Consider the following 25,294-nt stretch of genomic DNA (forward strand, 5'->3'; position numbering starts at 1 on the left):
GGACGATACATTTTATTAACGATTTGGTAAGCCGATTATTTGAAATGTATTACACATGAGCGTAATATTCGTTTGGTCTTAATTTTTATTAGCTTGTTAAGTAAAGAGTTAAGCGTATAAAAGATACATGAGGAGCGGTAATATGTTCGAACAAACTAAACAATATATTAATGGGCAATGGGTTGAAAGTCATAGTAACGAAACAATAGATGTAATCAATCCAGCAACGGAAGAAGCATTTGGAAAAATTGCGAAAGGGAATGCGCAAGATGTTGAAGATGCAGTTAATGCAGCAGACAGCGTATACTTAGAATTTAGAAATACTACTGTTGAATACCGTAAAAATTTATTAAATGACATCGTTAAAGAATATGAAAATCGTAAAGAGGATTTAGTTAAAGCGATGACATTAGAATTAGGTACACCAGTAACTGCTTCAGAAAATGTACATTATGAAATGGGATTATCTCATTTTAAAGCTGCGAGAGACGCATTAGAGCATCTTAACTTTAAAGAACGTAGAGGAAATAATGTAGTCATTAAAGAAGCTATCGGTGTTTCTGGTTTAATCACACCTTGGAATTTCCCAACAAATCAAACAGCATTGAAACTTGCTGGTGCATTTGCTGCTGGTAGTACAGTTGTTTTAAAACCATCTGAAGAAACACCATTTGCTGCAATTATCTTAGCTGAAATCTTCGATAAAGTAGGCGTGCCGGCAGGTGTGTTTAATTTAGTTAACGGTGACGGTATGGGTGTAGGTAATCCAATTTCTGAAAATGAAAAAATTAGAATGGTATCTTTCACAGGTTCTGGTAATACCGGTAGTAAAATAATGGAAAAAGCGAGCAAAGACTTTAAAAAAGTTTCACTTGAATTAGGTGGTAAATCACCTTACGTTATTTTAGCAGATGCAGATCTAGATAAAGCGGCAGACGCTGCAGTGCATAAGGTTGTAGATAATTCTGGACAAGTTTGTATTGCTGGTTCAAGAACAATCGTTCCAGAATCAATCAAAGATGACTTTATTGCAAAGGTAAAAGAAAAAATGGCTGCCATTCGCGTTGGCGATCCACAGGATGCTAGTATCGAAATGGGACCAGTTATCAATGAAAAACAATACAATCAAATTCAAAAATTTATTGAAATTGGTATTGAAGAAGGCGCAACATTAGAATTAGGTGGATTAGGTAAGCCAGAAGCATTAGAAACAGGTTATTTTGTACAACCAACTATTTTCTCTAATGTAGATAACAGTATGACAATTGCTCAAGAAGAAATCTTTGGACCAGTCATGTCTATTATTACTTATAATGATATTGATGAAGCAATTAAAATTGCGAATGATACAAAATATGGTTTAGCTGCCTATGTATATGGTTCTGACATGGATACTTTACAAAAAGTAGCAACTGCGTTTGAAGCGGGTGTTATTGAAATAAATGAATATCCAAGAAGTGCAGATATGCCATTCGGTGGATATAAACAATCTGGTATTGGTAGAGAATGGGGAGACTACGGAATTGAGGAGTTCTTAGAAGTTAAAACTATTTCAGGATTCTTCCAATAATTTTCATCTTTTACTAGCACTACACATATAAATAGTAAAAATTAATTAAAGAAAGCACACATACATGAAGTACATTACATACTAACAAATTAATTAGTGTGTAGCGTCTATCGATGGATGTGTGCTTTTTTTCTATAATGTCTTACTATGAACAATATTATAGCAAAATAAAGATAATATCTTAGAAACGAAGTTAAAATAGAATACTTTGCGCTCAAACAGATTGGTAACACGATATACAACTGAGATGCTACAAACTGTTTGGAAATTAAATAGATTGCGTGATTGAATGACTTATTACATCATATTCATTTTTAATAAATCTAACACACCACTAGAGCTGCCAGGGAAAGCAAATACCATTTGATTTAATTCTTGTGCTGTAATTTGTTTGTTGACAATAAATGTGAGCAAGTTAATTAAATCAGGTGCATCATTAGCATAAATTTCAGCACCAACTAGATGTTTTTGTGAATCTAAGACAATATCCATTTCTGCTGTAGTTTCATTTTTATATTCGAATAGTAACTGTTTGCCGAATGGGATTGTTTTGATTGTATATTGATCTTCGTTTTGCTTAGCTTCTTCAACAGTTACACCAATTTGTGCTAATCGTGGTAATGAATATAAGACAGATGGAATAGCAGGGTATGCAATTGCTAAAGTAGTCATACCAAGAATATGAGCTGCAATATAATTAGATTCAAATGTTGCAGTTGGTGTTAATTTAGGAATTGCTTTATCTAACACATCACCACTCGCATAAATATTTGGTACATTTGTTCTTAAATATTCATCAACTTGTATACCTTTTGCACTGTATTCAATACCTAATTTTTCTAAGCCAATACCTTCAACATTTGGACGACGACCAGTTGAATCTAACACGTAGTCTGTCTGAATACTTTCTCCTTTAGCTGTAGTTACAATATAACCAGCATCTGTTTTACTTACTTTTTCAGGTGAATCTTCAAGATGGAATTGAACACCTTCATTAGCCAATTTATCTATTAACTTATCGACATGTTTACGGTTGAATCCAGTTAATGCTTCATCTGTGTGATGGATGATTGTTACTTCGCTACCATTTTTAATAGCGATTGAAGCAAATTCGATTCCAATAATGCCTGCACCTATAATAGTCATGTGTTTAGGGAAATGTTCTAATGATAAGAAATTACGACTATCAAAAGTATGTTCTGTACCTTCGATTGGTAATTTATTGCTGTGTTGTCCTGTTGCAAGAACGATATAATCAGCAGTAAGTTGTTGTTCGTTTACTTCGATTAAATGTTCGCTAACAAGTGAACCTGCACCGTGATATACATCAATACCATATTGAGTAAACATATGTTCTAACGTACCTGATAGTGGAGAGATAACTTGTTGTTTATAGGACATAAGATTTTCCCAGTTTACAGATAATTGCTCTTGATTAATGATATTTGGATAACTTTCAGCTGCTTCTAATATTTCGTAAGGGCCTTCTAATAAAATTTTGGCATTACAACCATAGTTTGTACATGTCCCAGCAATCTTATCTTTCTCAATAATAGCTACTGATTTGTTAGCTTGCTTTAAAGTTAAAGCAGCATGCCATGCTGCATGTCCACTTCCTAAAAATATAACATCATAGTTAAATTGTTCTGACATAATAAATTCCTCCTAAATTTATTTCACGATATGATTTAAAGACTGTTCTAAACGATCCATAATTTCCTTTGCGTGTTGATATTCACTTGTATCCATACGTTCTGCAACACATTGTGAAATTGCAGTATAAATTTCTTGTTCTTTATCTTTACCCATTTCGGTAAGGCTGACGAGTAATTGACGCTTATCAGATTCAATTTTCTTTCGCTCAATCCATCCAGCTTGTTCTAAGCGTTTGAGTAAAGGCGTAAGTGTATTGCTCTTTAAATTTAGTGCCTGTCCAATACGATATAAAGTTTGGTTGTCTTGTTCCCAAAGAGAGACTAAGACAATATATTGTGAATATGTTAATCCATAATCTGAGAGTACCTGTTCATAAAACTTAGAAAATAAACGGCTAACATTATATACAGAGAAACATAGTTGATTTGTTAATTTCATTGTGTCGTCCAAATAGGTCACCTCCATGAAATAAATTAATCGTGCGCGATTGATTAAAGTGTAACGCGCTAAATATAAAAATGCAAACAATAAATTTCGTGTAATCGAAAAAAGTAACATAAAAGATAATGGAGAAATATTTTAGTAGAAAAAGTGGTAGTAGCGATAGTTATAAAAAAGTGAGGTTAGAGTGCATTCAAAATGTGAAGCGTGTTCATATTTTGGGAAACAAACTTAATAAAGTGAAAGTTGCAGGCATAATTTATTTAATAGTGAGACATCTAACCTCGATTTCTTATTCAAACAGCATCATACAAGCTAAGATAACTAAACTAGCTGACATAATAAGCTTATATTGTGTGTTGTACTTAGTTAGTAATTGTTTGAAGCAAAGCCCCATCAACGACCAAGCAATGGCGCCAGAAACACCAATTAAGGCAATAATGAGTGTATAGCTAATCATCATAAAATAGCTAGAGCTTTGTACCGTGGCATAACTAACAATTGCAGTAAGTACATAAACAATTGTCTTAGGATTCATGTATTGTAGGTAAAGTCCATCACGCAATCTATAACAACTACGGTTTTCTTTTCCCTTTTCATGACTTTTAAATACAGAAAAAGCTAAATAAAGTAAGTAGATAAAACCTAAAATTTTGATCAGGGGGACGAAATTTTTAAAATAAAGCGTTAGATAGCTACTAAACACTAAACATATAATAGACAATGATAAAAATCCTAAGCCGATACCGAATAAAAAACGTTTCGTTCCTTTGAAACCGAAACGGAGTGATCCATCTAAAGCAAGTAAATTATTTGGTCCTGGTGTATAACTCATAAATACTGTATATAAAATAAAAGAAATAAGCATAATTGTATTCTCCTTGTCATTTCCTGTATGATGGATATATAAGCTAATAAATCCACAATAAAGGATAATCCTGTTAACTGGATTTTATATCCTTTAAACTGGAAAGTCAATATAAAGAAGGAGACTTAACTATGGAGTTCCATAAAATTGTAGCTAAAAATATTTATTTATATAGAAAGAAAAATAAGATTAGTTTGGAACAACTTTCAAAACTGACAGGCGTTAGTTCATCATCTTTAAATGAAATTGAAAAGGGAAATACCATACCTTCTATCAATACAGTATGGAAAATTAGTAACGGTTTGAAATTATCATTTAGTAGTTTAATGAATGAAAGTGAAGCGGATTATAAATTTATCAAGAAGGATGATATCATTCCAGTAACAGAAGAAGAGGGGAAATATAAAGTGTTTCCTTACTTTCCATTTGAAAAAAGTAAGTCGTTTGAATTCTTTCATGTTGAATTAGATCCTCAAGCAAAGCTTGAATCTGAACCACATTTATCAGGGTCTGAAGAATCAATCATTATTATTGAAGGGGAATTAGAGATGCACCTTGAGAATGAAGTGCTTACTTTAACTGAGGGGGATGCATTAAGATTTAAATCGGATATACCACATACGTATATAAATAAAGGAAATCATAGGACATTGATTTCTATGGTTATTGATTATAAATAATAGTAAAGCACTGTTGTTTCCTATAGATGTTCGCTTCTGTACGTTAGACTTTGAGTAAAACGTCTGAAGAGAATAATGGAAATACAGTGCTTTTTAAAATTTATTAAACAAAGGTATGGCTGAGGGTTGTCTTACCTCACAGTGCGCGCATAATTGTGGCACTTATTGTTGTTGTGCTAATAATAATGGATAGACGGTATCAAGTGTCGGGGTAGCTAGTTGATGCTTATGAGCAACTTGATAGAGAAAGCCTTGAATACCTGCAATTTCCAATGGCTTTCCTTCGATAATATCATAATACATACTAGTTCCCATTTGATCAGGATAACCTTGATAGATAGTCATAATTTCACTAATAACATCTTGGTGGAATATAACACCTTCCGCTTGAGCTATCTTCACGCCTTCTTGTAACAATCGTTCACATAAAGTTTGTATGCCTTCAACCTTTAGCACTTGAGCAGTTTGGCGACTTAATGCTGTTACTGTATTAATCGCTAAGTTAACCAATAATTTATACCAAATAGATTGATCAATATCTTCAACTAAAGTGATATCTAATTGCGTATTTGAAAATAAATGCTGAAGTTGTTGTGTTGATGGTGAATGCTGTAATATCAATTGATGATCTCTAAAATGAGTAATATGTTGTTGGCGCTTTTGCCCACTAATATAAACCACTGCTTGAAACACGTGTTTGTGTGGGATGCGTGGTAATTGACCTGTGCCATTTTGCGCTAGAATAATAATGGTGTCTTCATGAATGAAGTTTGGTAATTTTTGTATTATTGCATCTAGTTGTGGAATTTTAACTGCAATAAATAAAATGTCGACAAGGTCATCAAACTCATCAATCGCGGTCACGTTTAGTATTGTCTCAGTGTTTGGTGCAGTGCTTTCTGTGTAAGTGATGGTTTGTGACTGTCTACCCACTAAAGTGAGATGCGTAAATGTTGGTAATAAATCATGTGCAATCGTACCACCGACTGCGCCAGGTCCAATAATAGCAATCTTAGTCATTTCGTGTTTCCTTTTCTAAAAAATTTCGTTAATATGTGATTATTAATACAAATATAACAAAAATACGGGGGATATAGTAATTGAAAACATTAAATCAACTACTGGCAATGAAACAAGATAATGACAAAATTTCAATGGTAACTGCATATGATTATCCAAGTGCTAAGCAAGCCGAAGCAGCACAGATTGATACGATTCTCGTAGGAGATTCACTGGGCATGACGGTCTTAGGATATGAGAGTACTGTACAAGTAACTGTGGCAGACATGATCCATCATACGAAAGCAGTGCGACGTGGTGCGCCTGATACCTTTGTCATTGTTGACGTGCCATTCGGAGCTGTAGGTGTGAGTGAAGCGCAGGATATTCAATCAGCAATTAAGTTATATCGTGAAACGGATGCCAATGCGATCAAAGCAGAAGGTGCCCACTTAACAACATTTATTAAAAATTGTAGCAATATTGGAATTCCAGTTGTTTCTCATTTGGGACTTACGCCGCAGAGTGTCGGTATTATGGGATATAAGATGCAAGCAAATACCAAGGAAGCAGCACAACAACTCATTAATGATTCATTAGAAGTGCAACATGCTGGTGCAGTGATGATTGTATTAGAAGCAGTGCCGAGTGATTTAGCAAAAGTTATTGCTGAGAAAGTAGACATCCCTGTCATTGGCATTGGAGCAGGCAATGGTACAGATGGGCAGGTATTGGTATATCATGATATCTTAAATTATGGTGTAGAGCATAAAGCGAAATTTGTGAAACGCTATGGTGATTTTTCAAGCGGTGTAGATGCATTAAATCAATATAATAGAGAAGTTAAAGCGGGACAATTTCCTGATGCAGAACATACGTATAAAAAGCAAATTTTGAGTGAGGAATCATAATGACGAAGTTAATTACTACGATTGCTGAAATGCAACAACTTACACAAACATGGCAACAACGTGGGTTAAATATTGGTTTTGTACCTACGATGGGCGCGTTACATGAAGGTCATTTGACTATGATGCAACAATCTATCGCTGAAAATGATATTACTGTGATTAGTATCTTTGTAAATCCTTTACAGTTTGGGCCGGATGAGGACTTTGATGCATACCCGAGAAATATTGAACAAGACAGTGCTAAAGCTGAAAGTATTGGCGTAGATTATATCTTTTATCCAAGTGTAGCAGAGATGTATCCTTCAGAACCGACGATTCAAGTTAGAGCAGGTAGATTAGCATCAGTGTTAGAAGGTGCACAAAGACCTGGCCATTTTGATGGTGTCGTCACAGTGGTTAATAAATTATTTAATATTGTTCGTCCGACTTATGCATATTTTGGAAAAAAAGATGCACAACAATTAGCAATTATTGAACAAATGGTTAAAGACTTTAACCATCCTATTAAAATTGTAGGTGTGGAAATCGTTCGTGAAGCAGATGGACTTGCACGTAGTTCGCGCAACATCTATTTAACAGAGGAGGAACGTAAACAAGCACCTCATTTATATCAAAGTTTAAAGCTTGCACATGAGCGTTATATTGCAGGTGAGAAGGATAGTACTAAATTAATAGAAGCGGCATGTACTTATTTGAATGAACATACTGATGGAGAAATAGAAACATTTGCCATCTATAGTTATCCGGAACTTGTTGAACAGCAAACCATAACAGGTGATATATTTATCTCGTTAGCGGTTAAGTTTAGTAAAGCACGACTTATAGATAATATTATTGTAACCGATGACTAATTAACCAATAATTATTGTATAGCATTTAATATAAATTGTTAGAAGAAATGTAACACACACATTTTACATTTTCTTAACGTTGATTTATCATTAAACGTGAGAGAGATTTATCGAGAAAACAAGTAAAATGATCAGATTACATTAATTTGGGTATATACCTAATAACATTGGAAAAATGTTTGTATTGTATCATACCATGAAATAGTAAGTGCTATTTTTGTGGGCTATTCAAAGAAGTGAATTATGAAAGGTGGTAAAAAAATGAGTGATTCAAACTCTAAAGACGTCATTTTAATTGGCGCGGGTGTTTTAAGTACAACATTCGGCTCATTTTTAAAAGATCTTGCACCAGATTGGAATATTAAACTTTTTGAAAGACTTGAGAAACCTGCAATTGAAAGTTCAAACGAACGAAATAATGCTGGTACTGGACATGCCGCATTATGTGAGTTGAACTATACAGTTGAACAAAAAGATGGTTCTATCGATATTGAAAAGGCAAAGGAAATCAATGAACAATTTGAGATTTCTAAACAATTTTGGTCTTACCTAGTTAAGACTAACCAAATTCAAAACCCTCAAGAATTTATTCGTCCTTTACCGCACATTAGTTTCGTACAAGGCGAACGTAATATTAATTTCTTGAAAAGACGTTTCGAAGCACTTTCTCCATTATCTATGTTTAAAGGTATCGAATATACGGAAGACCATGAAAAGCTGAAAGAATGGATTCCGTTAATGATGGATGGACGTAACCCAGAAGAGAAAGTTGCTGCTAGTAAGATAGATGAAGGTACTGACGTAAACTTTGGTGAACTTACTAGAAAAATGGCTAAAAACTTAAACGAACATGATAATGCTGAAATCTTCTATAAACATGAAGTTCAAGATTTCAACCGTCGTAAAGATGGCAAATGGGAAGTTAAAGTTAAAGACCTAAACACTAAAAAAGTAGAAACATATATCACTGATTATGTATTTATTGGTGCTGGTGGACATGCGATACCATTGTTACAAAAAACAGGTATCCCTGAAAGCAAACACTTAGGTGGTTTCCCAATTAGTGGTGCATTCTTAGTTTGTAACAATCCAAAGGTTGTTGCAGAACACGAAGCCAAAGTATATGGTAAAGAACCACCTGGCACACCTCCAATGACAGTACCACACTTAGATAGAAGATATATCCAAGATGAGAATACGTTACTATTTGGTCCATTTGCTGCAATTGGTCCTAAATTCTTGAAGAACGGTTCTAACTTAGATTTATTCAAATCGTTAAATACAAGTAATGTGGGTACAATGTTAGCATCAGCATTCAAAAACTTCCCATTAGTGAAATACTCTATCCAAGAAGTATTGGCTAAAAAGGAAGACCGTATGAAAGAGCTACGTAGATTTGTGCCTAATGCCAAAGACGAAGACTGGGATATTCATATCGCAGGTAAACGTGTTCAAGTTATCAAAGATACGAAAGAACATGGTCGAGGCTACATTCAATTTGGTACTGAGGTAGTTAACTCTAAAGATCATTCAGTTATCGCATTATTGGGTGAATCACCAGGGGCATCTACTTCTGTTTCTGTAGCATTAGAAGTATTAGAGAAAAACTTCCCTGAATATATCAAAGAATGGGATGGCAAGATTAAAGAAATGATTCCATCTTATGGACAATCATTAATCGAAGATTATGTTTTATTGAAAGAAATTAGACAGGCTACTGGTAATGAGCTTGATTTAATCAATAAATAATAAAGTGCTTTATGTTGTATACTGTTAAAAAGCACTTCGGATATAAATCTGAGAAATATAACTCGTAAATGAGTTTTATAATAAGCTCCCTTCAAACGTTTATTTTGAAGGGGGCTTTTATAATTAAACACTGCGTATTATTAGTACGATTTACTAGTATAAGAATACGTCTCGAAATGCGTCTGCGATTCGCATTGTAATATCAGCAACTATGACACATTATTTTACATTAAAATATAGTAGGCTATTATCTATTCTTATTATAGTTGTAAAAATATTAAAATATAAATAATTATACATAATTTGTTGACAAAGAATTATATTAGAGTAAAAATATATTAAAAAGATAAACTATTGAGGTGTATATTTTGAAAGCGCGTATAGGATTTATTATTTTATCAGCAGTTTTGATTATTTTTACATTATTAGTTTGTGCAAAGTATTCGATAGGTGAACATGCAATTAGCTTTGAACAACCATACGAATTATTACTAAGTATTGCGACGATTTTATTATTATTTTTACCAGCACTTATCTTTGGAATCTTCAAGTATACAGCAACTGGCATCATATCAGGCATCTGGCAATTGTTCTTTGCTTTTATATTTATTATGGGTGGCTTGATACTTACATTTATATCACCGATTATCTTATTATTGTTTATGTTTTACTTAACAGGCATTGTCTTAATTGTTAGTGCCATCACATCAATGACAGTTAGATAGCTACATAATTTAGGTCATCCATTTTCACATATAATTCAAGTGAAAATGGAAAAAAATTCCTTCTAAAGAAAACGCTTACAACATTGTCCTATAGGGTATACAAGCGAATAGAGGAGGTTTTAATATGCTATATACAAATCCAACTGAGCAAGATGCGAAATACAAAGTGAAATCAACATATGCAAATTACATTGGAGGTACTTGGAAAGAACCAGAAGAAGGTCAATATTTTGATAACATTTCGCCTATTACAGGTGAAGTTTATGCACAGATTCCAAGATCAACAAAAGCAGATGTAGATTTGGCAGTTGCAGCAGCGAAAGAAGCACAGATTGAATGGGCAAAGCAATCACCTGCAGAACGTTCACAACTATTGTTGAAAATTGCAGATAGGGTTGAGGAGAATTTAGAATATTTAGCTGTAATCGAAACATTTGATAACGGGAAACCAGTTAGAGAAACATTAGCTGCAGATTTACCGTTAGTTGTTGATCATTTTAGATATTTTGCAGGAGTTATTCGTGCCGAAGAAGGTGGTATTTCACAAATTGATAATGACACCGTTGCATATCATTACAAAGAACCATTAGGTGTTGTTGGTCAGATTATTCCATGGAATTTCCCATTGTTAATGGCGACATGGAAGATTGCGCCTGCATTAGTAACTGGAAATGCTGTCGTGTTAAAACCGGCAGAACAAACACCAGTTTCTATTTTGCACTTTATCGAATTAATTGAAGATCTATTACCAGCAGGAATTTTAAATGTAGTTAATGGCTTTGGGGCTGAAACAGGTGAAGCTTTAGCTACACATACAGAAATTAATAAAGTGGCTTTTACGGGAGAGACTACAACTGGAAAAATAATTATGAAAAATGCGAGCGATAATATTATTCCAGTGACGTTAGAATTAGGTGGTAAATCACCGAACATATTCTTTAAAGACATTATGGATGAAAATGATGAATATCTAGATAAAGCAGTTGAGGGATTAGTTATGTTTGCCTTGAATCAAGGTGAAGTCTGTACATGTCCATCCAGAGCGTTAATTCACGAAGATATTTATGATGACTTTATTGAGTTGTGCATAGATAAAGTGAACAAGATTAAACTTGGCAATCCTTTAGATGACACAACTATGGTGGGAGCACAAACTTCTAATGAACAACAAGAAAAGATTAAAAAATACTTAGATATTGGAAAATCTGAAGGAGCAGAAGTATTAGTTGGTGGGGGTATCCGTACCGAAGGAGACGACTTAGAGAATGGATTTTATATAGAACCTACAATTTTTAAAGGAACGCAAGATATGAGAATTTTCCAAGAAGAGATATTTGGTCCAGTACTATCTGTTGCGACATTTAAAGATGAAGCTGAAGCCTTGGAGATGGCGAATGATACAGAATACGGACTTGGTGCAGGACTATGGACTAGAAATCAAAATACTGCTTATCGAATTGGGCGTGGTATTCAAGCAGGTCGAGTATGGGTGAATAACTACCATACATATCCCGCACATGCAGCGTTTGGTGGTTATAAAATGAGCGGGATTGGTAGAGAAAATCACTTGATGATGCTAGAACACTATCAACAAACTAAAAATTTATTAGTGAGTTATGATACTAAACCAACAGGTCTCTTTTAAATTGTGTTTTAGTTAGAAAGCGCACAAACAATTAAATAAACTGCTTTAATTAGGAGATTGCTATTGAGCTCATCCATGAATGCCATTTTGGACGGATAAGATATGTGGTAAAGGATTAGTGATAGGAATCTCTTTTCTTTTTTATGAGAAAATCAATCACTACATAATAAATTGCGCAAAATTAAGAAAAAATGTTTTGGAATTTCCTGAAATGTATATACTATTAATAAATGATAAATAAAGTGGTGTGATTTGATGTATTTAATTGTTAGATATAGTATGGGTAATACACTTTTGTATCTAAGAAATGACAGAAAAGAACCTATTAATTCTAGAGTCATTGCAATTTCAAATCAAGACTATATAAATCAATTAACGTTATACATTGAAGATTTAATAAAAAGCGTAGGTGCTGACGTTAATGTGATTCGCTTTATTGTATTAGAAATAAATGATATTAAATCATTACACTTAGATGCAGTGTGTATTGTTAGCCGAGTATTAGAAATGATTATAGCCACTAAAGTAATTGTTACAAATGATATTAATAGTTTTGATTATGACAAATATTTAAGAACGGCATAATTAAGATTTAAAATTAACACAAAGATTAACTCTGTGAATTAATTGTAAAAATGATGAATGTATTGAATTTAAAAGAGGTTTATTAGTGAGGTTGAAACACTGATAAACCTCTTTTTTTGTTGTGTTTAAATATAGAAATAAAAAGGTGTTTTCCAATTTTAAATGTAATTTAAAGTATGCAATACGTACGGTTTGAATGTGGATTTATAAATCAGGTTCGATTAATTTTATAAAAATTCGTTAATAATCTAAAATAAATACTTAAATTATTTATAGTATTGTGATATTATACGTATTAGAATTGTTTACAATATAATAACGTGGAGGAATCTAATGAACAAAAATTGTAATAACATTTCGAGTCAAAGGAACAAATACTCGATTAGAAAGCTTACAGTTGGTACAGCATCTTTACTCATAGGTGCTACATTAGTGTTTGGATTAGGTAATGAGGCATACGCCGATGAATTAGCAAGCCAAGAAAAAAACAACACAGTTGCTAATTCAAACGAAAATTCCGAACCACATGAACAACAAGAGAGCACAACGGTAGACAAATCACAAGAGCAATCCGTACAACAATCAACACAAGAGCAAACCGCACATGAAACAAAGCATATTGATGAAGCGCAACAGAGTACAAATGAAACAACAAGTCAATCTACTGCAAGTCAACATGAGCACATAAATAAAGACGTTACTAACGAACATGAGAGTAACGAAGAACAACAGAACAAAGAAGAAAGCATAGAGACACAAACTGAACCAATTAATAATAAAGAAGAATCTGTGCTAACAGAACATAAACCTGAAGAAACAAAGCAACAGATTACTGAAGCTGAAGCATCGACTGAAGAAAGCGAAACGTCATCGCTACAAGCACCTAAGAATTCAAATGTAAACAATTCTATTAATAAGCCACAAATTATTAGGCCCGAAGAACAAAAGAATGAAAATACAAAAGAAAGTCGCAAAGTTAACGGACAAGCACAACCAGATAAGCAAACACAGAATAAAAAGCTTAAAAAAGTTGTTGCAACACACGAAGCATCAACACGTTCATTAAAAAGAACAAAACGTCAAACTACTGCTAACAGAGATAAGACAGAAGACGCATCATTAGAAACTTTGGATTACTCAGACAATTATACTTTCCAGACATTAATTTTTGATCCAGAAAAATTAATAGATAATAATATATTGAAAGGAAAACGTATCCCTTTTAAAATTCATAGTTATATGATTGGAGCTAATTCAGGAGAGCGGTATAAAATAAATTTACAATTAGATGAAGTTATAGCAAATCATATCACTAAAGTTTCAGCAATTCCTGCTAATCAAAGTATGCCAGTTGAGTTTACAAGGTTAGAAAATGCCATCGGTAAAAAAACAAACATTTGGCAAGTAAATTATATAAGAGCGAACAACGGATTGTTTGGTGGAGCGGAAATTCTTAGTCAATATACTGCAGAAGGTGGTGTAATTGAATTAGATGATACTGTAGAAAATATATTAAATTCTCAAACAGATTTATTCGCAGATAAATTAAATTATTTAATTTATGTTAAAGATGCACAAGAAAATAAAAAAATAAAAACATCTGAAACAAGTGGATATTTTTTAACTAAAGCAGAAGAATCATATACAAATTTGAAAAAATCAACCTCTGATGCGGCCAATAATGCATTTAAAGCTAGCTGTGGTTCTGTACAATTTGATGCTTCAATTGGAGAGTATGGCGCTTTCGTGGGGGATCAACAGATTTTAAAAAATGGTATTTTAAATTATGGAGGTCCATTATTAGATTCAGGGCTTAACAAACAATGGACGTATCACTATAAAATTGATCCAAAATTACTCCCATTCGCTGGACAAATAGAATTGCATAGATATGATTTTAAAGGTTTATCTGGATTTGATAAAACATATTATGAAGATACAAGAGTAGCGATTTTACCAGTTAATGCAAACGGTGAAGGATCAATTACTTCGTATGACTTAAATTCTATAATCGAATTTAATAATTCCCTACCAGAAACTGTTGGAATCAGAATAGTTGTTAAATTTAATCAAACGCCGAATAATATATTAATTCGAGATGCAAAGTTTGATGATAATGGTAACTTAATAGCTGATACTTCGAAAATAAAAGAGGAATTTACGTTTTATGGTTATTTAACAGATAGATTCGGAGGATTGATAAAAAATACCTTTGGAACTTCTACATATTATATTCAAGATATAGATAGGGATGGTTTGACAGATAACTTTGAAATTCATAGCTCGCATACCGATCCCTTTAATTCAGATACTGATAATGATGGTAATACTGATGGTAATGAGTTTATGAATTTAAGAACTTCACCACTTGTTGCTAAACCAGTTGTTCAAGATGTGTCCACAGACATGGATGTAATTAAAGGGACAGTACGTGTTTTGGATGGTGCAACAGAACAAGAAGTTAAAATCATGGATTCGCAAAATAAAGAAATAGGTAAAGGAAAATTAGAGACGAATGGTGATTTCAGTATCAAAGTATCTAATTTAAAGCCGGGCCAATATACTGCAAATATCATTTCATCTAAATATAAAAATCCTGAAAAATCCACTTTTAATGCTTTAGACATTACAGAGATGTTGAAACCTGTTATAGAAGAGGTAAATGAAACAGATTTAGACATAGGAGTAACAGGTATAGAAGGTTCTACAATAACCGTTAAGGATAATAAAGGGAAATTTATCGGACGTGTAAACATTGCAAAAGGTCAAAGTGGTGCATTTATAAAATTAAAACAACCTCTAAAAGTAGGAACAGTATTAATTGCTACAGCTAAAAAAGGTAGAAATACAAGTGTGCCTTCAGATCCTGTAACTGTTATTGATAGCGCTTCAATTGATGCACCTATAGTTAATCCGGTGAGTAATAGAGACTCAAGTGTTACTGGAACAACTGAACCGAATGCAATAATTAGAGTTGTTTTACCTAATGATATGGAAATTTTGTCAAAAGGTGACGAAAATGGTCGATTTGAAGTTCTTTTACCTGATGATTATAAATTAAAAGTAGGAGATAAAATAGAAGTTATTGCTATTAGTGGGAAAGGTATTTCATCAGAACCAGCTAGTGTTACTGTGCAAGGATATATAGGTTTCCCAATTGTGCAGCCAGTAACGACTAAATCAAAAGTAATAACTGGCTTAGCAGCATCAGGTTCATTAATTAGTGTGAAATTACCAGATGGAAGTATTCTTTATGGTAAAGCAGCTGATTCTGGTGATTTCGAAATTTTATTACCAAGTCATATTAAATATACTGGTGGAGAAAGACTAGAACTTTCTGCAATAAGTCAACCGGGTAATTTTGCTTTATCAACACCTATTATTGTCCAGGATATGACTCCGCCAGAGGTGCCAATAGTAAATGAAATCAATAGTGAGAGTTCGCAAATTACTGGAACGGCAGAAGCAGGTTCAACAGTAAAAGTAGAGTTACCAGATGGAAGTGAAGTAATAGATGTAACGAATTATCAAGGTGAATTCATAATTGATCTTCCAGCTAACCAGAAATTCCGAGGTGGAGAACAGCTTAAAGTAACATCGACAGATGCATCAGGAAATAAATCAACTGCAGCAATTGTTGATGTGAAAGATATCACCCCACCAGTCGTACCAACGGTGAGTGAAGTTACGAGTGAAAGTCCACAAGTAAGTGGAACAGCAGAAGCAGGAAGTACGGTAAAAGTGGAATTACCAGATGGAACAGAATTAACAGGAGTGGCAGATGATCAAGGAAACTATGGCATCGACATTCCAGCAAACAAGAAATTCCGAGGTGGAGAACAGCTTAAAGTAACATCGACAGATGCATCAGGAAATAAATCAACTGCAGCAATTGTTGAAGTAAAAGATACAACACCACCAGTCGCACCAACGGTGAGTGAAGTTACAAGTGAAAGTCCACAAGTAAGTGGAACAGCAGAAGCAGGAAGTACGGTAAAAGTGGAATTACCGGATGGCACAGAGTTAACAGGTATAGCGGATGACCAAGGTAATTACACAATCGATCTCCCTTCTAATAAGAAATTTAACGGTGGAGAAAGTATTAAGGTGACATCAACAGATCCATCAGGCAACAAATCTGATGAGAAAGTAATAGATGTAAAAGATACAACATCACCAGTGACACCAACGGTGAGTGAAGTAACGAGTGAAAGCACACAAGTAACAGGCATAGGGGAACCAGGAAGTACGGTAAAAGTAGAATTACCGGATGGAACAGAATTAACAGGAGTGGCAGATGACCAAGGCAATTATGTTATCGATATTCCAGCTAACCAGAAATTCCGAGGTGGAGAACAGCTTAAAGTAACATCAACAGATGCGTCAGGTAACAAATCTGATGAGAAAGTCATAGATGTAAAAGATACAACACCACCAGTCGCACCGACGGTAAGTGAAGTAACGAGTGAAAGTCCACAAGTAAGTGGAACAGCAGAAGCAGGAAGTACGGTAAAAGTGGAATTACCGGATGGCACAGAGTTAACAGGTGTAGCGGATGACCAAGGTAATTACACAATCGATCTCCCATCTAATAAGAAATTTAACGGTGGAGAAAGTATTAAGGTGACATCAACAGATGCATCAGGCAACAAATCTGATGAGAAAGTAATAGATGTAAAAGATACGACGCCACCAGTCGCACCAACGGTGAGTGAAGTTACAAGTGAAAGTACACAAGTAACAGGCACAGGAGAACCGGGAAGTACGGTAAAAGTAGAATTACCAGATGGCACAGAGTTAACAGGAGTGGCAGATGATCAAGGTAATTACACAATCGATCTTCCAGATAATAAGAAATTCAACGGTGGAGAGAGTATTAAGATTACATCAACAGATGCATCAGGTAATAAGTCTGATGAAGCAATAGTTGAAGTGAAAGATACGACGCCACCAGCCGCACCAACGGTGAGTGAAGTAACGAGTGAAAGTACGCAAGTAACAGGCACAGGCGAACCGGGAAGTACGGTTAAAGTAGAATTACCAGATGGCACAGAGTTAACAGGTGTAGCGGATGACCAAGGAAACTATGGCATCGACATTCCAGCAAACAAGAAATTCAGAGGTGGAGAACAGCTTAAAGTAACATCGACAGATCTATCAGGTAATAAGTCTAATGAAGCAGTAGTTGAAGTAAAAGATACGACGCCACCAGTCGCACCAACGGTGAGTGAAGTTACTAGTGAAAGTCCACAAGTAAGTGGAACAGCAGAAGCAGGAAGTACGGTAAAAGTAGAATTACCGGATGGCACAGAATTAACAGGAGTGGCGGATGACCAAGGTAATTACACAATCGATCTCCCTTCTAATAAGAAATTTAACGGTGGAGAGAGTATTAAGATTACATCAACAGATGCATCAGGTAATAAGTCTGATGAAGCAGTAGTTGAAGTGAAAGATACGATGCCACCAGTCGCACCAACGGTGAGTGAAGTTACAAGTGAAAGCACGCAAGTGACAGGCACAGGGGAACCAGGAAGTACGGTAAAAGTAGAATTACCGGATGGAACAGAGTTAACAGGAGTAGCGGATGACCAAGGTAATTACACAATCGATCTTCCAGGTAATAAGAAATTCAACGGTGGAGAACAGCTTAAAGTAACATCAACAGACCCATCAGGTAACAAATCTGATGAGAAAGTAATAGATGTAAAAGATGCGACGCCACCAGTCGCACCAACGGTGAGTGAAGTAACGAGTGAAAGCACACAAATAACAGGCACCGGCGAACCAGGTACAACAGTAAAAGTAGAGTTACCAGATGGAACAGAGTTAACAGGAGTGGCAGATGATCAAGGAAACTATGGCATCGACATTCCAGCTAACCAGAAATTCCGAGGTGGAGAACAGCTTAAAGTAACATCAACAGATGCATCAGGCAACAAATCTGATGAGAAAGTAATAGATGTAAAAGATACGACGCCACCAGTCGCACCGACGGTGAGTGAAGTTACAAGTGAAAGCACACAAGTAACAGGCACAGGCGAACCAGGAAGTACGGTAAAAGTAGAATTACCGGATGGAACAGAGTTAACAGGTGTAGCGGATGACCAAGGTAATTACACAATCGATCTTCCAGGTAATAAGAAATTCAACGGTGGAGAACAGCTTAAAGTAACATCAACAGACCCATCAGGTAACAAATCTGATGAGAAAGTAATAGGTGTAAAAGATACGACGCCACCAGTCGCACCAACGGTGAGTGAAGTTACAAGTGAAAGTCCACAAGTAAGTGGTACAGCAGAAGCAGAAAGTACGGTAAAAGTAGAATTACCGGATGGCACAGAATTAACAGGAGTGGCAGATGATCAAGGAAACTATGGCATTGACATTCCAGCTAACAAGAAATTCCGAGGTGGAGAACAGCTTAAAGTAACATCAACAGATGCATCAGGTAATAAGTCTAATGAAGCAGTAGTTGAAGTGAAAGATACAACACTACCATTTGCACCACTTGTATTTATAGTATCAAGTGAAGACACACAAATATCAGGAGAGAGTGAACCAGGTTCAATAATTAAAGTAGAATTACCGGATGGCACAGAATTAACAGGAGTGGCAGATGACCAAGGAAACTATGGCATCGATCTTCCAGCAAACAAGAAATTCCGAGGTGGAGAACAACTTAAAGTCACATCAACAGACACATCAGGCAACAAATCAAAAGAAATACCTGTAAAAGTTAGAGATGTTACACCACCAAATGCACCAACAGTAAATGAAGTAACAAGTAAACATTCTCAAATCACTGGAACAGCTGAAGTGGAAAGTGAAGTTAATATAGAATTACCAGATGGTACAAAACTGAAAGGTGTCACTGATGACCGAGGAAATTACAGTATTGATATTCCAAATGGAAAAGAATTCCGAGGTGGAGAACAACTCAAAGTCACATCAACAGACATTTCTGGTAATGAATCACAAATTACAAATATTATAGTCAAAGATACAACTCCACCATTTGCACCACTTGTAGAAATAGTAACTAGTGAAGGAAATCAAATAAGAGGAGCGAGTGAGTCAGGGTCTATCGTTAAAGTTGAATTACCAGATGGTACGAAACTAACTGGTGTAGCAAATACAATAGAGAAATTTGTAATAGATATTCCAAGTGATAAAAAACTCCAGGGTGGAGATATCTTGAAAGTAACGGCTACTGATCAAGAAGGGAATAAATCGTTAGTAACTACAATCAATGTTATAGATACAACGCCACCAAAAGCACCGTCAGTTCTGCCATTAACTTCTGAAAATGTAGAAATAAGTGTGGTTGGTGAACCTGGTAGTACAATTAAAATTTTACTCCCAGATAATACTGAACTAATAGGTCAAGCAGATAATCAAGGGGTAAGTGTCATCGCTTTACCAGGCAACAAAAAATTCCAAGGTGGAGAAAGATTACGAGTTACCTCTACAGATGCAACTGGAAATGAATCACTGGAAACAGTGGTAGAAATTATTGATGTAACACCACCAAAAGCACCGTCAGTAAATCCAGTTACAAGTGAAAGCTTACAAATTACAGGTACAACTGAACCGAATACGTCAGTAAAGGTTATAATGCCGGATAGCACTGAATTAGTAACTATAGCTAATGACCGAGGAGAGTTTACAATTGATTTAACAGTATCGAAAAAATTACAAGGTGGAGAAAACCTAAAAATTAAATCAATAGATACAGCAGGAAATGTATCTCATGAAGCAATTGTTGAAGTTAAAGACACAACACCACCATTAACACCAATTGTAAATCCAATTAATAGCGAAAGTACAAATATAGTAGGACGGGCAGAACCTAAAACAACGGTTAAAGTAGAGTTGCCAGACGGTACGAATCTAATGGCGAAAGTTGATTCAAATGGTAATTATACAATCGATATTCCAAGAATCAATAAATTCCAAGGTGGAGAAAATATTAAAGTATCATCAATTGATGATGCGGGTAATAAATCACAAGCTATAACAATTAATGTTAAAGATGCAACTCCTCCTACAATACCAACTATAGATGAGGTTACAAGTGAAAGTACGCAAGTAAGCGGAACAAGTGAGCCAGGATCAACAATAAAACTAGTATTACCAGACGGAACGGAATTATCAAATGTAACAGATGATCAAGGAAACTATGTGATTGATTTAACTAATGTATTATTTAATGGTGGAGAGGAATTGAATGTGACATCTACTGATATAACTGGAAATAGATCTGAAATATTAAAGTTAACTGTTAAGGATGTAACAGCACCAGAAGCACCTTCAGTGAATCCAGTCACAAGTGAAAATATGAGTGTCACTGGTATAAGTGAACCAGGATCAATAGTTAAAGTGGTATTACCTAATGGTTCTGAATTAACTGATGTAGCGAATAATCAGGGTGAATATACAATAGATTTATCTCAAATTAAATTAACAGCTAATGATAAATTGAAGGTAACTGCAACAGATGCAGTAGGAAATAAATCTGAAGTAACAACAATTGAATATAAAGATATAACTCCTCCAATTACACCTAAAGTCAACCAAATCACAAGTGAGTCTACTCAAATAACAGGTTCTGGAGAACCAAACACGGCAGTTAAGTTGAAATTACCAAACGGTTTAGACTTAATAGCAATTATTAATGATCAAGGCAACTTTACCATTAATTTACCATCTGATTATAAATTGCAAGGTAATGAAAAAGTAATAGTTTTTGGTATAGATGAATCATTAAATATATCAGAAGAAAAAATAATAGACGTACGAGATATAACACCGCCTAAAGCACCTCAAGTTTATCCAATAGCAAGCTCAAGTTTTTCATTATCTGGTATGTCAGAACCTGAAACACAGATAATAGTGAAATTACCAAATGGAAAGTTAATTTATGGTGAAGCTGATAAACAGGGAATCTATAGTGTGAAAGTATTAGATGAGTATGTTTTCCAAGGTGGAGAAACAATAGAAGTTACAGCAACAGATAAAGCAGGTAATATGTCAAAACCAACAACGATTGTAGTTGATGATGATACACCACCAAGTCCTCCTGTAATTTATGAAGTGACAAGTGATAGTAAATCTATTAGTGGAAAAACAGAACCATTTGCAACGATAAAAGTTGCTGTATCATACAAAGATCTGATAGTCGGCAAAGCAAATAAAAAAGGTGAATTTAATCTACCGATTCCTAAAGGTTATAATTTAGATGGTGGAGAAGAAATGAGAATAACATCTACAGATATCTCAGGTAATGTTTCTGATAAGACATATATAATAGTTAAAGATGTTACAGCACCAAAGCCACCATCAGTACTTCCAATAACAAGTGAAAGTGAAGAAATAATTGGAAAAACAGAGCCAAATGCAATCATAACAGTAAAAATATCAAATGGTAATAAATTTACGGAGAACGCAGACAACTTTGGAAATTACGTTATTAGTATACCGAAAAACTTTAAACTAAATGGTGGCGAAAAGATTCAACTTAGTGCAACAGATCCATCGGGCAATGTTTCTGATGTATCAGAAATTATAGTTGCAGATATAACACCACCTACTGTTCCTACTGCAAAACCTTTAACGAGCAAAGACTTGCAAATCATTGGAACAGGAGAACCACAAAGTACGATTAGAGTAGAGTTACCGAACGGAACGCAATTATTAGGTAAAGTAGACAATAATGGAAAATATGTCATTGATTTACCAAATAAAGTAATCTTTAATGGCGGAGAAAACATTAAAATTGTATCAACAGACAAAGCAGGAAATATGTCATTACCTCTAATTTTAATGGTAAAAGATACAACACCACCAGTTATGCCAAAAATTGATTCGTTTACAACTGAAAGTAAACAATTAACAGGTATCACAGAACCAGATGCGGTTGTGAATGCTCAATTACCTACAGGTGAAAAATTATCTGTAAAAGCTGACAATAAAGGTGCTTTTGTTATTGATTTACCTTCTGGATTAGTATTTAAAGGTGGAGAAAAGTTAAGCATTACCGCAGTAGATGCTCAAGGTAATGAAACATCCCCAATTATAATCATTGTTAAAGATACAACAATTCCAGAAACACCTAAAGTAAACAAAGTAACAAGTGAAAGTACTCATATTACTGGTACAGCAGAACCAGGGGCTATTGTAAAAGTTAAACTACCGAATGGTAAATTATTAACTGCACAAGTAGATAAACAAGGTACTTTCAATGTTAAATTACCGAGCAAAGGTACATTTAAAGGTGGAGAAGTGCTAGAGGTATCGGTTGTGGATCCATCAAGTAATGAATCGTTAGCTACAACAATTCATGTAGAGGATATCACGGCACCTAAATCACCAACTGTGAAACCAATAACAAGTGATAATCCACTCGTTGTCGGTACAGCAGAGGTGGGTTCAACGATTAAAGTTAAACTGCCAAATGGTAAAGTTATATCTACAAAAGTGGATAAACAAGGAAATTACAAGGTGAAAATTCCTAATAACTTTAAATTAAATGATGGAGAATCATTGATTATTACAGCAACGGATGTGTCTGGTAATACATCAGAAGAAATTACTGTTAAAGTTACTGATAATACAGCACCGACAAATCCTAATGTTAATCCAATAGATAAAGATAGCAAAAATATTTCAGGAACTGCTGAAGCAAATGCAACAATTAAAATTAAATTACCGAATGGTAAAGTTTTAGGTGGAAATGCAGATAGCAAAGGTAGATTTGATATTAAAGTTCCAGAGACTGTAGATTTGAGTAAAATGAAATCTATTAAAGTGATTGCTATTGATGCTAATGGTAATACATCCAATGAAGTAAATGTAGACATTGAACAAACAAATCACACTCAAGAGGTAATCCATAATAATGGAACTGTAAATGACCAACAAAGTAATATGAGTCATAGTCAGGCATTAGAGCATGTACAAAGTGGTATTGAGCAAGGTTTGAATGGACAACACGATGCAGATAAATCAATGAATTCAGATCATGAGAACGAAGCAAGTGGTAGCAACCACGAGCAAGGTGAATTACCATCAACAGGACAAAATGATGCTGTGAATACAACAGCTTATGGTAGTCTGATGGCACTTATTGGTTCATCGTTATTGTTTACTAGACGCAGAAAAAGCAATGACAAAAATAAGCAAGATAATTAAATAGATGCAAGTCTCCCTAACCATTAACTTGGATTAGGGAGACTTTTTTAATAAGTGAAAATGTATGAGCTTTATGTTCCGATTATACTAATCCTTGAATACGCAAGATGATTTCTGCAACTAAGGCAGCACCAAGATAGGTACTGATTAACATTACAATGCCAATGATAACAGTCTTCCAACCTAATTTTGCAAAGTCGACCCAAGAGCTACCGATTGAAACACCCGCATAGGCTACAACTGGCGTGGCAAGGGATAGTAATTCAACTTGTTCAGTCCATTTTACGATATATGAGGAACCTGGCATTCCAGGGATTGTGAGTATTAAACCAATAATCCCAATGTAGGCGATACTAGGAACATTAAATGGAAGTAATTGATGTAATATTAAACCTATAAATGCGATAAACATAAGTGATAAGATGCCAGGTAATGCTTTGAAAGGCATTATACTCTGTCCAATCCAATTACTGATAAGTGAAATGAATCCAACAACAATAAGTGTGAGAAACCAGTCTAAATATTTAGATGTCATTCTATTTCTTCTCCTTTGCTACTGAATTTTCCTTTTATGGCCATCATTAATTGATAGTATTTTTGTGTTAAAGGGAGAGCTATAAGTATACCGATATATAATCCTGTCACTGATGTCAGTAAGTTACTTACCCCTGAAAAAGCAGTGATCGTACTTGCTTGATCTGGATACATTGAAACCAAAGGACCTAATGCGGCAGCTGTCATAACTCCACTACCAACACCAGATGCCATAGCATATGCAAGTGGACTTAGTGGAACAATAGAAATGATTAATCCAGCAAATATACTAAAGAAAATAGCACCAAATATGGTTCCGAATATGTAAATTGACATAACACCGCGCCATTCAGGAGAAGATATGCCAAACTTTTCAGTAATCAAAGCTAAATTTGCTTCTCTACCAATAGAATGAGTCATTCCGATAGCTTCTTTGCGTAATCCCAAAACTAAAGCTAGTGGCAATGCAAAGATTATAGTTGCTAGGTGTCCAATTTCTTGTAGTATTAAGGCCGGTCCAGCAGCGATAATTTTGGGTAAAGCGGGACCTGCTTCAACACCGAATTTCGCGATAAGTAACGCTACAGAAATAAAAACCATTGATTCCGCATGTTTAGCTTGTGTCTTCTTAATAATTGGTGTGAAATAAACAGCTAAACCTAGTAATACGGCATATACTACTGGCAATAACAGGAGTGACGTAGGACCTAAAGGAATTTTATGTGTTCCGATGAATTCAGATATAATCATTATGACGAAGACGATACCATGTAGACGCCAATCTTTCCATAAGCTCGTTTTTGCTTTCATAGTGTATAACCTCCATATATAATTTTGAATTTTCTGACATTAATAGCGTCTATTTTATACTTATTTTTCTGAAAATT

At 34.7% G+C, this 25,294-nt stretch carries 14 protein-coding genes and 1 pseudogene; 9 read left to right on the forward strand and 6 right to left on the reverse strand.

Annotated elements, in window-relative coordinates; all coding sequences use genetic code 11:
• The first annotated feature begins 142 nt into the window (after window positions 1-142).
• A complete protein-coding gene (locus tag ACF91D_RS09420; protein ID WP_107526909.1) occupies window positions 143-1,570 on the forward strand; it encodes an aldehyde dehydrogenase family protein in 1,428 nt (475 codons plus the stop codon).
• Window positions 1,571-1,867: 297 nt separating this feature from the next.
• Here the strand turns inward: ACF91D_RS09420 and ACF91D_RS09425 are convergent, their stop codons facing one another.
• The 3 genes from ACF91D_RS09425 to ACF91D_RS09435 all read right to left on the reverse strand — a co-directional run bounded on the left by ACF91D_RS09425 (window position 1,868) and on the right by ACF91D_RS09435 (window position 4,535).
• Window positions 1,868-3,223 carry a dihydrolipoyl dehydrogenase family protein gene (locus tag ACF91D_RS09425; protein ID WP_107526908.1) on the reverse strand — a complete coding sequence of 452 codons (1,356 nt, stop codon included), beginning with the start codon at window positions 3,221-3,223 and terminating at the stop codon, window positions 1,868-1,870.
• A gap of 18 nt (window positions 3,224-3,241) precedes the next feature.
• Window positions 3,242-3,691 carry a MarR family winged helix-turn-helix transcriptional regulator gene (locus ACF91D_RS09430; protein WP_107526907.1) on the reverse strand — a complete coding sequence of 150 codons (450 nt, stop codon included), beginning with the start codon at window positions 3,689-3,691 and terminating at the stop codon, window positions 3,242-3,244.
• Window positions 3,692-3,959: 268 nt separating this feature from the next.
• The gene (locus ACF91D_RS09435) at window positions 3,960-4,535 is read right to left on the reverse strand and encodes a LysE family transporter (RefSeq protein WP_107526906.1); all 576 of its coding nucleotides are present in this window, start codon (window positions 4,533-4,535) and stop codon (window positions 3,960-3,962) included.
• Between the two features lie 131 nt (window positions 4,536-4,666).
• On the opposite strand from ACF91D_RS09435, the gene ACF91D_RS09440 reads away from it, so the two are divergent.
• Window positions 4,667-5,215: a helix-turn-helix domain-containing protein gene (locus tag ACF91D_RS09440; protein WP_042740521.1), complete on the forward strand. Its 549-nt coding sequence runs from the start codon at window positions 4,667-4,669 to the stop codon at window positions 5,213-5,215.
• A gap of 162 nt (window positions 5,216-5,377) precedes the next feature.
• Here ACF91D_RS09440 and ACF91D_RS09445 read toward each other — a convergent pair whose 3' ends face one another.
• Complete coding sequence (locus tag ACF91D_RS09445; RefSeq protein WP_107526905.1) at window positions 5,378-6,235, reverse strand: oxidoreductase; 858 nt, start codon at window positions 6,233-6,235, stop codon at window positions 5,378-5,380.
• 80 nt (window positions 6,236-6,315) lie between these two features.
• Here ACF91D_RS09445 and panB point away from each other — a divergent pair.
• From panB to ACF91D_RS09480, 7 genes and pseudogenes are all read left to right on the forward strand, one after another.
• A pseudogene (gene panB / locus ACF91D_RS09450) lies at window positions 6,316-7,153 on the forward strand (3-methyl-2-oxobutanoate hydroxymethyltransferase).
• The gene (gene panC, locus ACF91D_RS09455; RefSeq protein WP_107526904.1) at window positions 7,125-7,976 is read left to right on the forward strand and encodes a pantoate--beta-alanine ligase; all 852 of its coding nucleotides are present in this window, start codon (window positions 7,125-7,127) and stop codon (window positions 7,974-7,976) included. The pseudogene panB and the gene panC overlap by 29 nt, the downstream one beginning before the upstream one ends.
• Before the next feature lie 261 nt (window positions 7,977-8,237).
• Window positions 8,238-9,725 (forward strand): malate dehydrogenase (quinone), encoded by a 1,488-nt coding sequence (gene mqo, locus ACF91D_RS09460; protein WP_107526903.1) that lies wholly within the window; start codon window positions 8,238-8,240, stop codon window positions 9,723-9,725.
• 368 nt (window positions 9,726-10,093) lie between these two features.
• Window positions 10,094-10,450 carry a hypothetical protein gene (locus tag ACF91D_RS09465; protein ID WP_042740516.1) on the forward strand — a complete coding sequence of 119 codons (357 nt, stop codon included), beginning with the start codon at window positions 10,094-10,096 and terminating at the stop codon, window positions 10,448-10,450.
• Window positions 10,451-10,574: 124 nt separating this feature from the next.
• Window positions 10,575-12,095, forward strand: a complete 1,521-nt coding sequence (gene exaC, locus ACF91D_RS09470) for an acetaldehyde dehydrogenase ExaC (RefSeq protein WP_107527708.1) — start codon at window positions 10,575-10,577, stop codon at window positions 12,093-12,095.
• A 255-nt stretch (window positions 12,096-12,350) separates the two neighbouring features.
• Complete coding sequence (locus ACF91D_RS09475; protein ID WP_107527707.1) at window positions 12,351-12,680, forward strand: hypothetical protein; 330 nt, start codon at window positions 12,351-12,353, stop codon at window positions 12,678-12,680.
• Window positions 12,681-13,013: 333 nt separating this feature from the next.
• Entirely contained in the window at window positions 13,014-23,873 is a 10,860-nt protein-coding gene (locus ACF91D_RS09480; RefSeq protein ID WP_392436919.1) for an Ig-like domain-containing protein, read from the forward strand.
• An 82-nt stretch (window positions 23,874-23,955) separates the two neighbouring features.
• Here the strand turns inward: ACF91D_RS09480 and ACF91D_RS09485 are convergent, their stop codons facing one another.
• Both ACF91D_RS09485 and ACF91D_RS09490 read right to left on the reverse strand, forming a co-directional pair.
• Complete coding sequence (locus tag ACF91D_RS09485) at window positions 23,956-24,408, reverse strand: hypothetical protein (protein ID WP_042740512.1); 453 nt, start codon at window positions 24,406-24,408, stop codon at window positions 23,956-23,958.
• A complete protein-coding gene (locus ACF91D_RS09490) occupies window positions 24,405-25,217 on the reverse strand; it encodes a DUF3100 domain-containing protein (protein ID WP_042740511.1) in 813 nt (270 codons plus the stop codon). Before ACF91D_RS09490 ends, ACF91D_RS09485 begins: the two co-directional genes overlap by 4 nt.
• Between the last annotated feature and the right edge of the window lie 77 nt (window positions 25,218-25,294).

It is taken from the genome of Staphylococcus sp. 231237_7MaSpsaltlick (genome assembly GCF_043107035.1).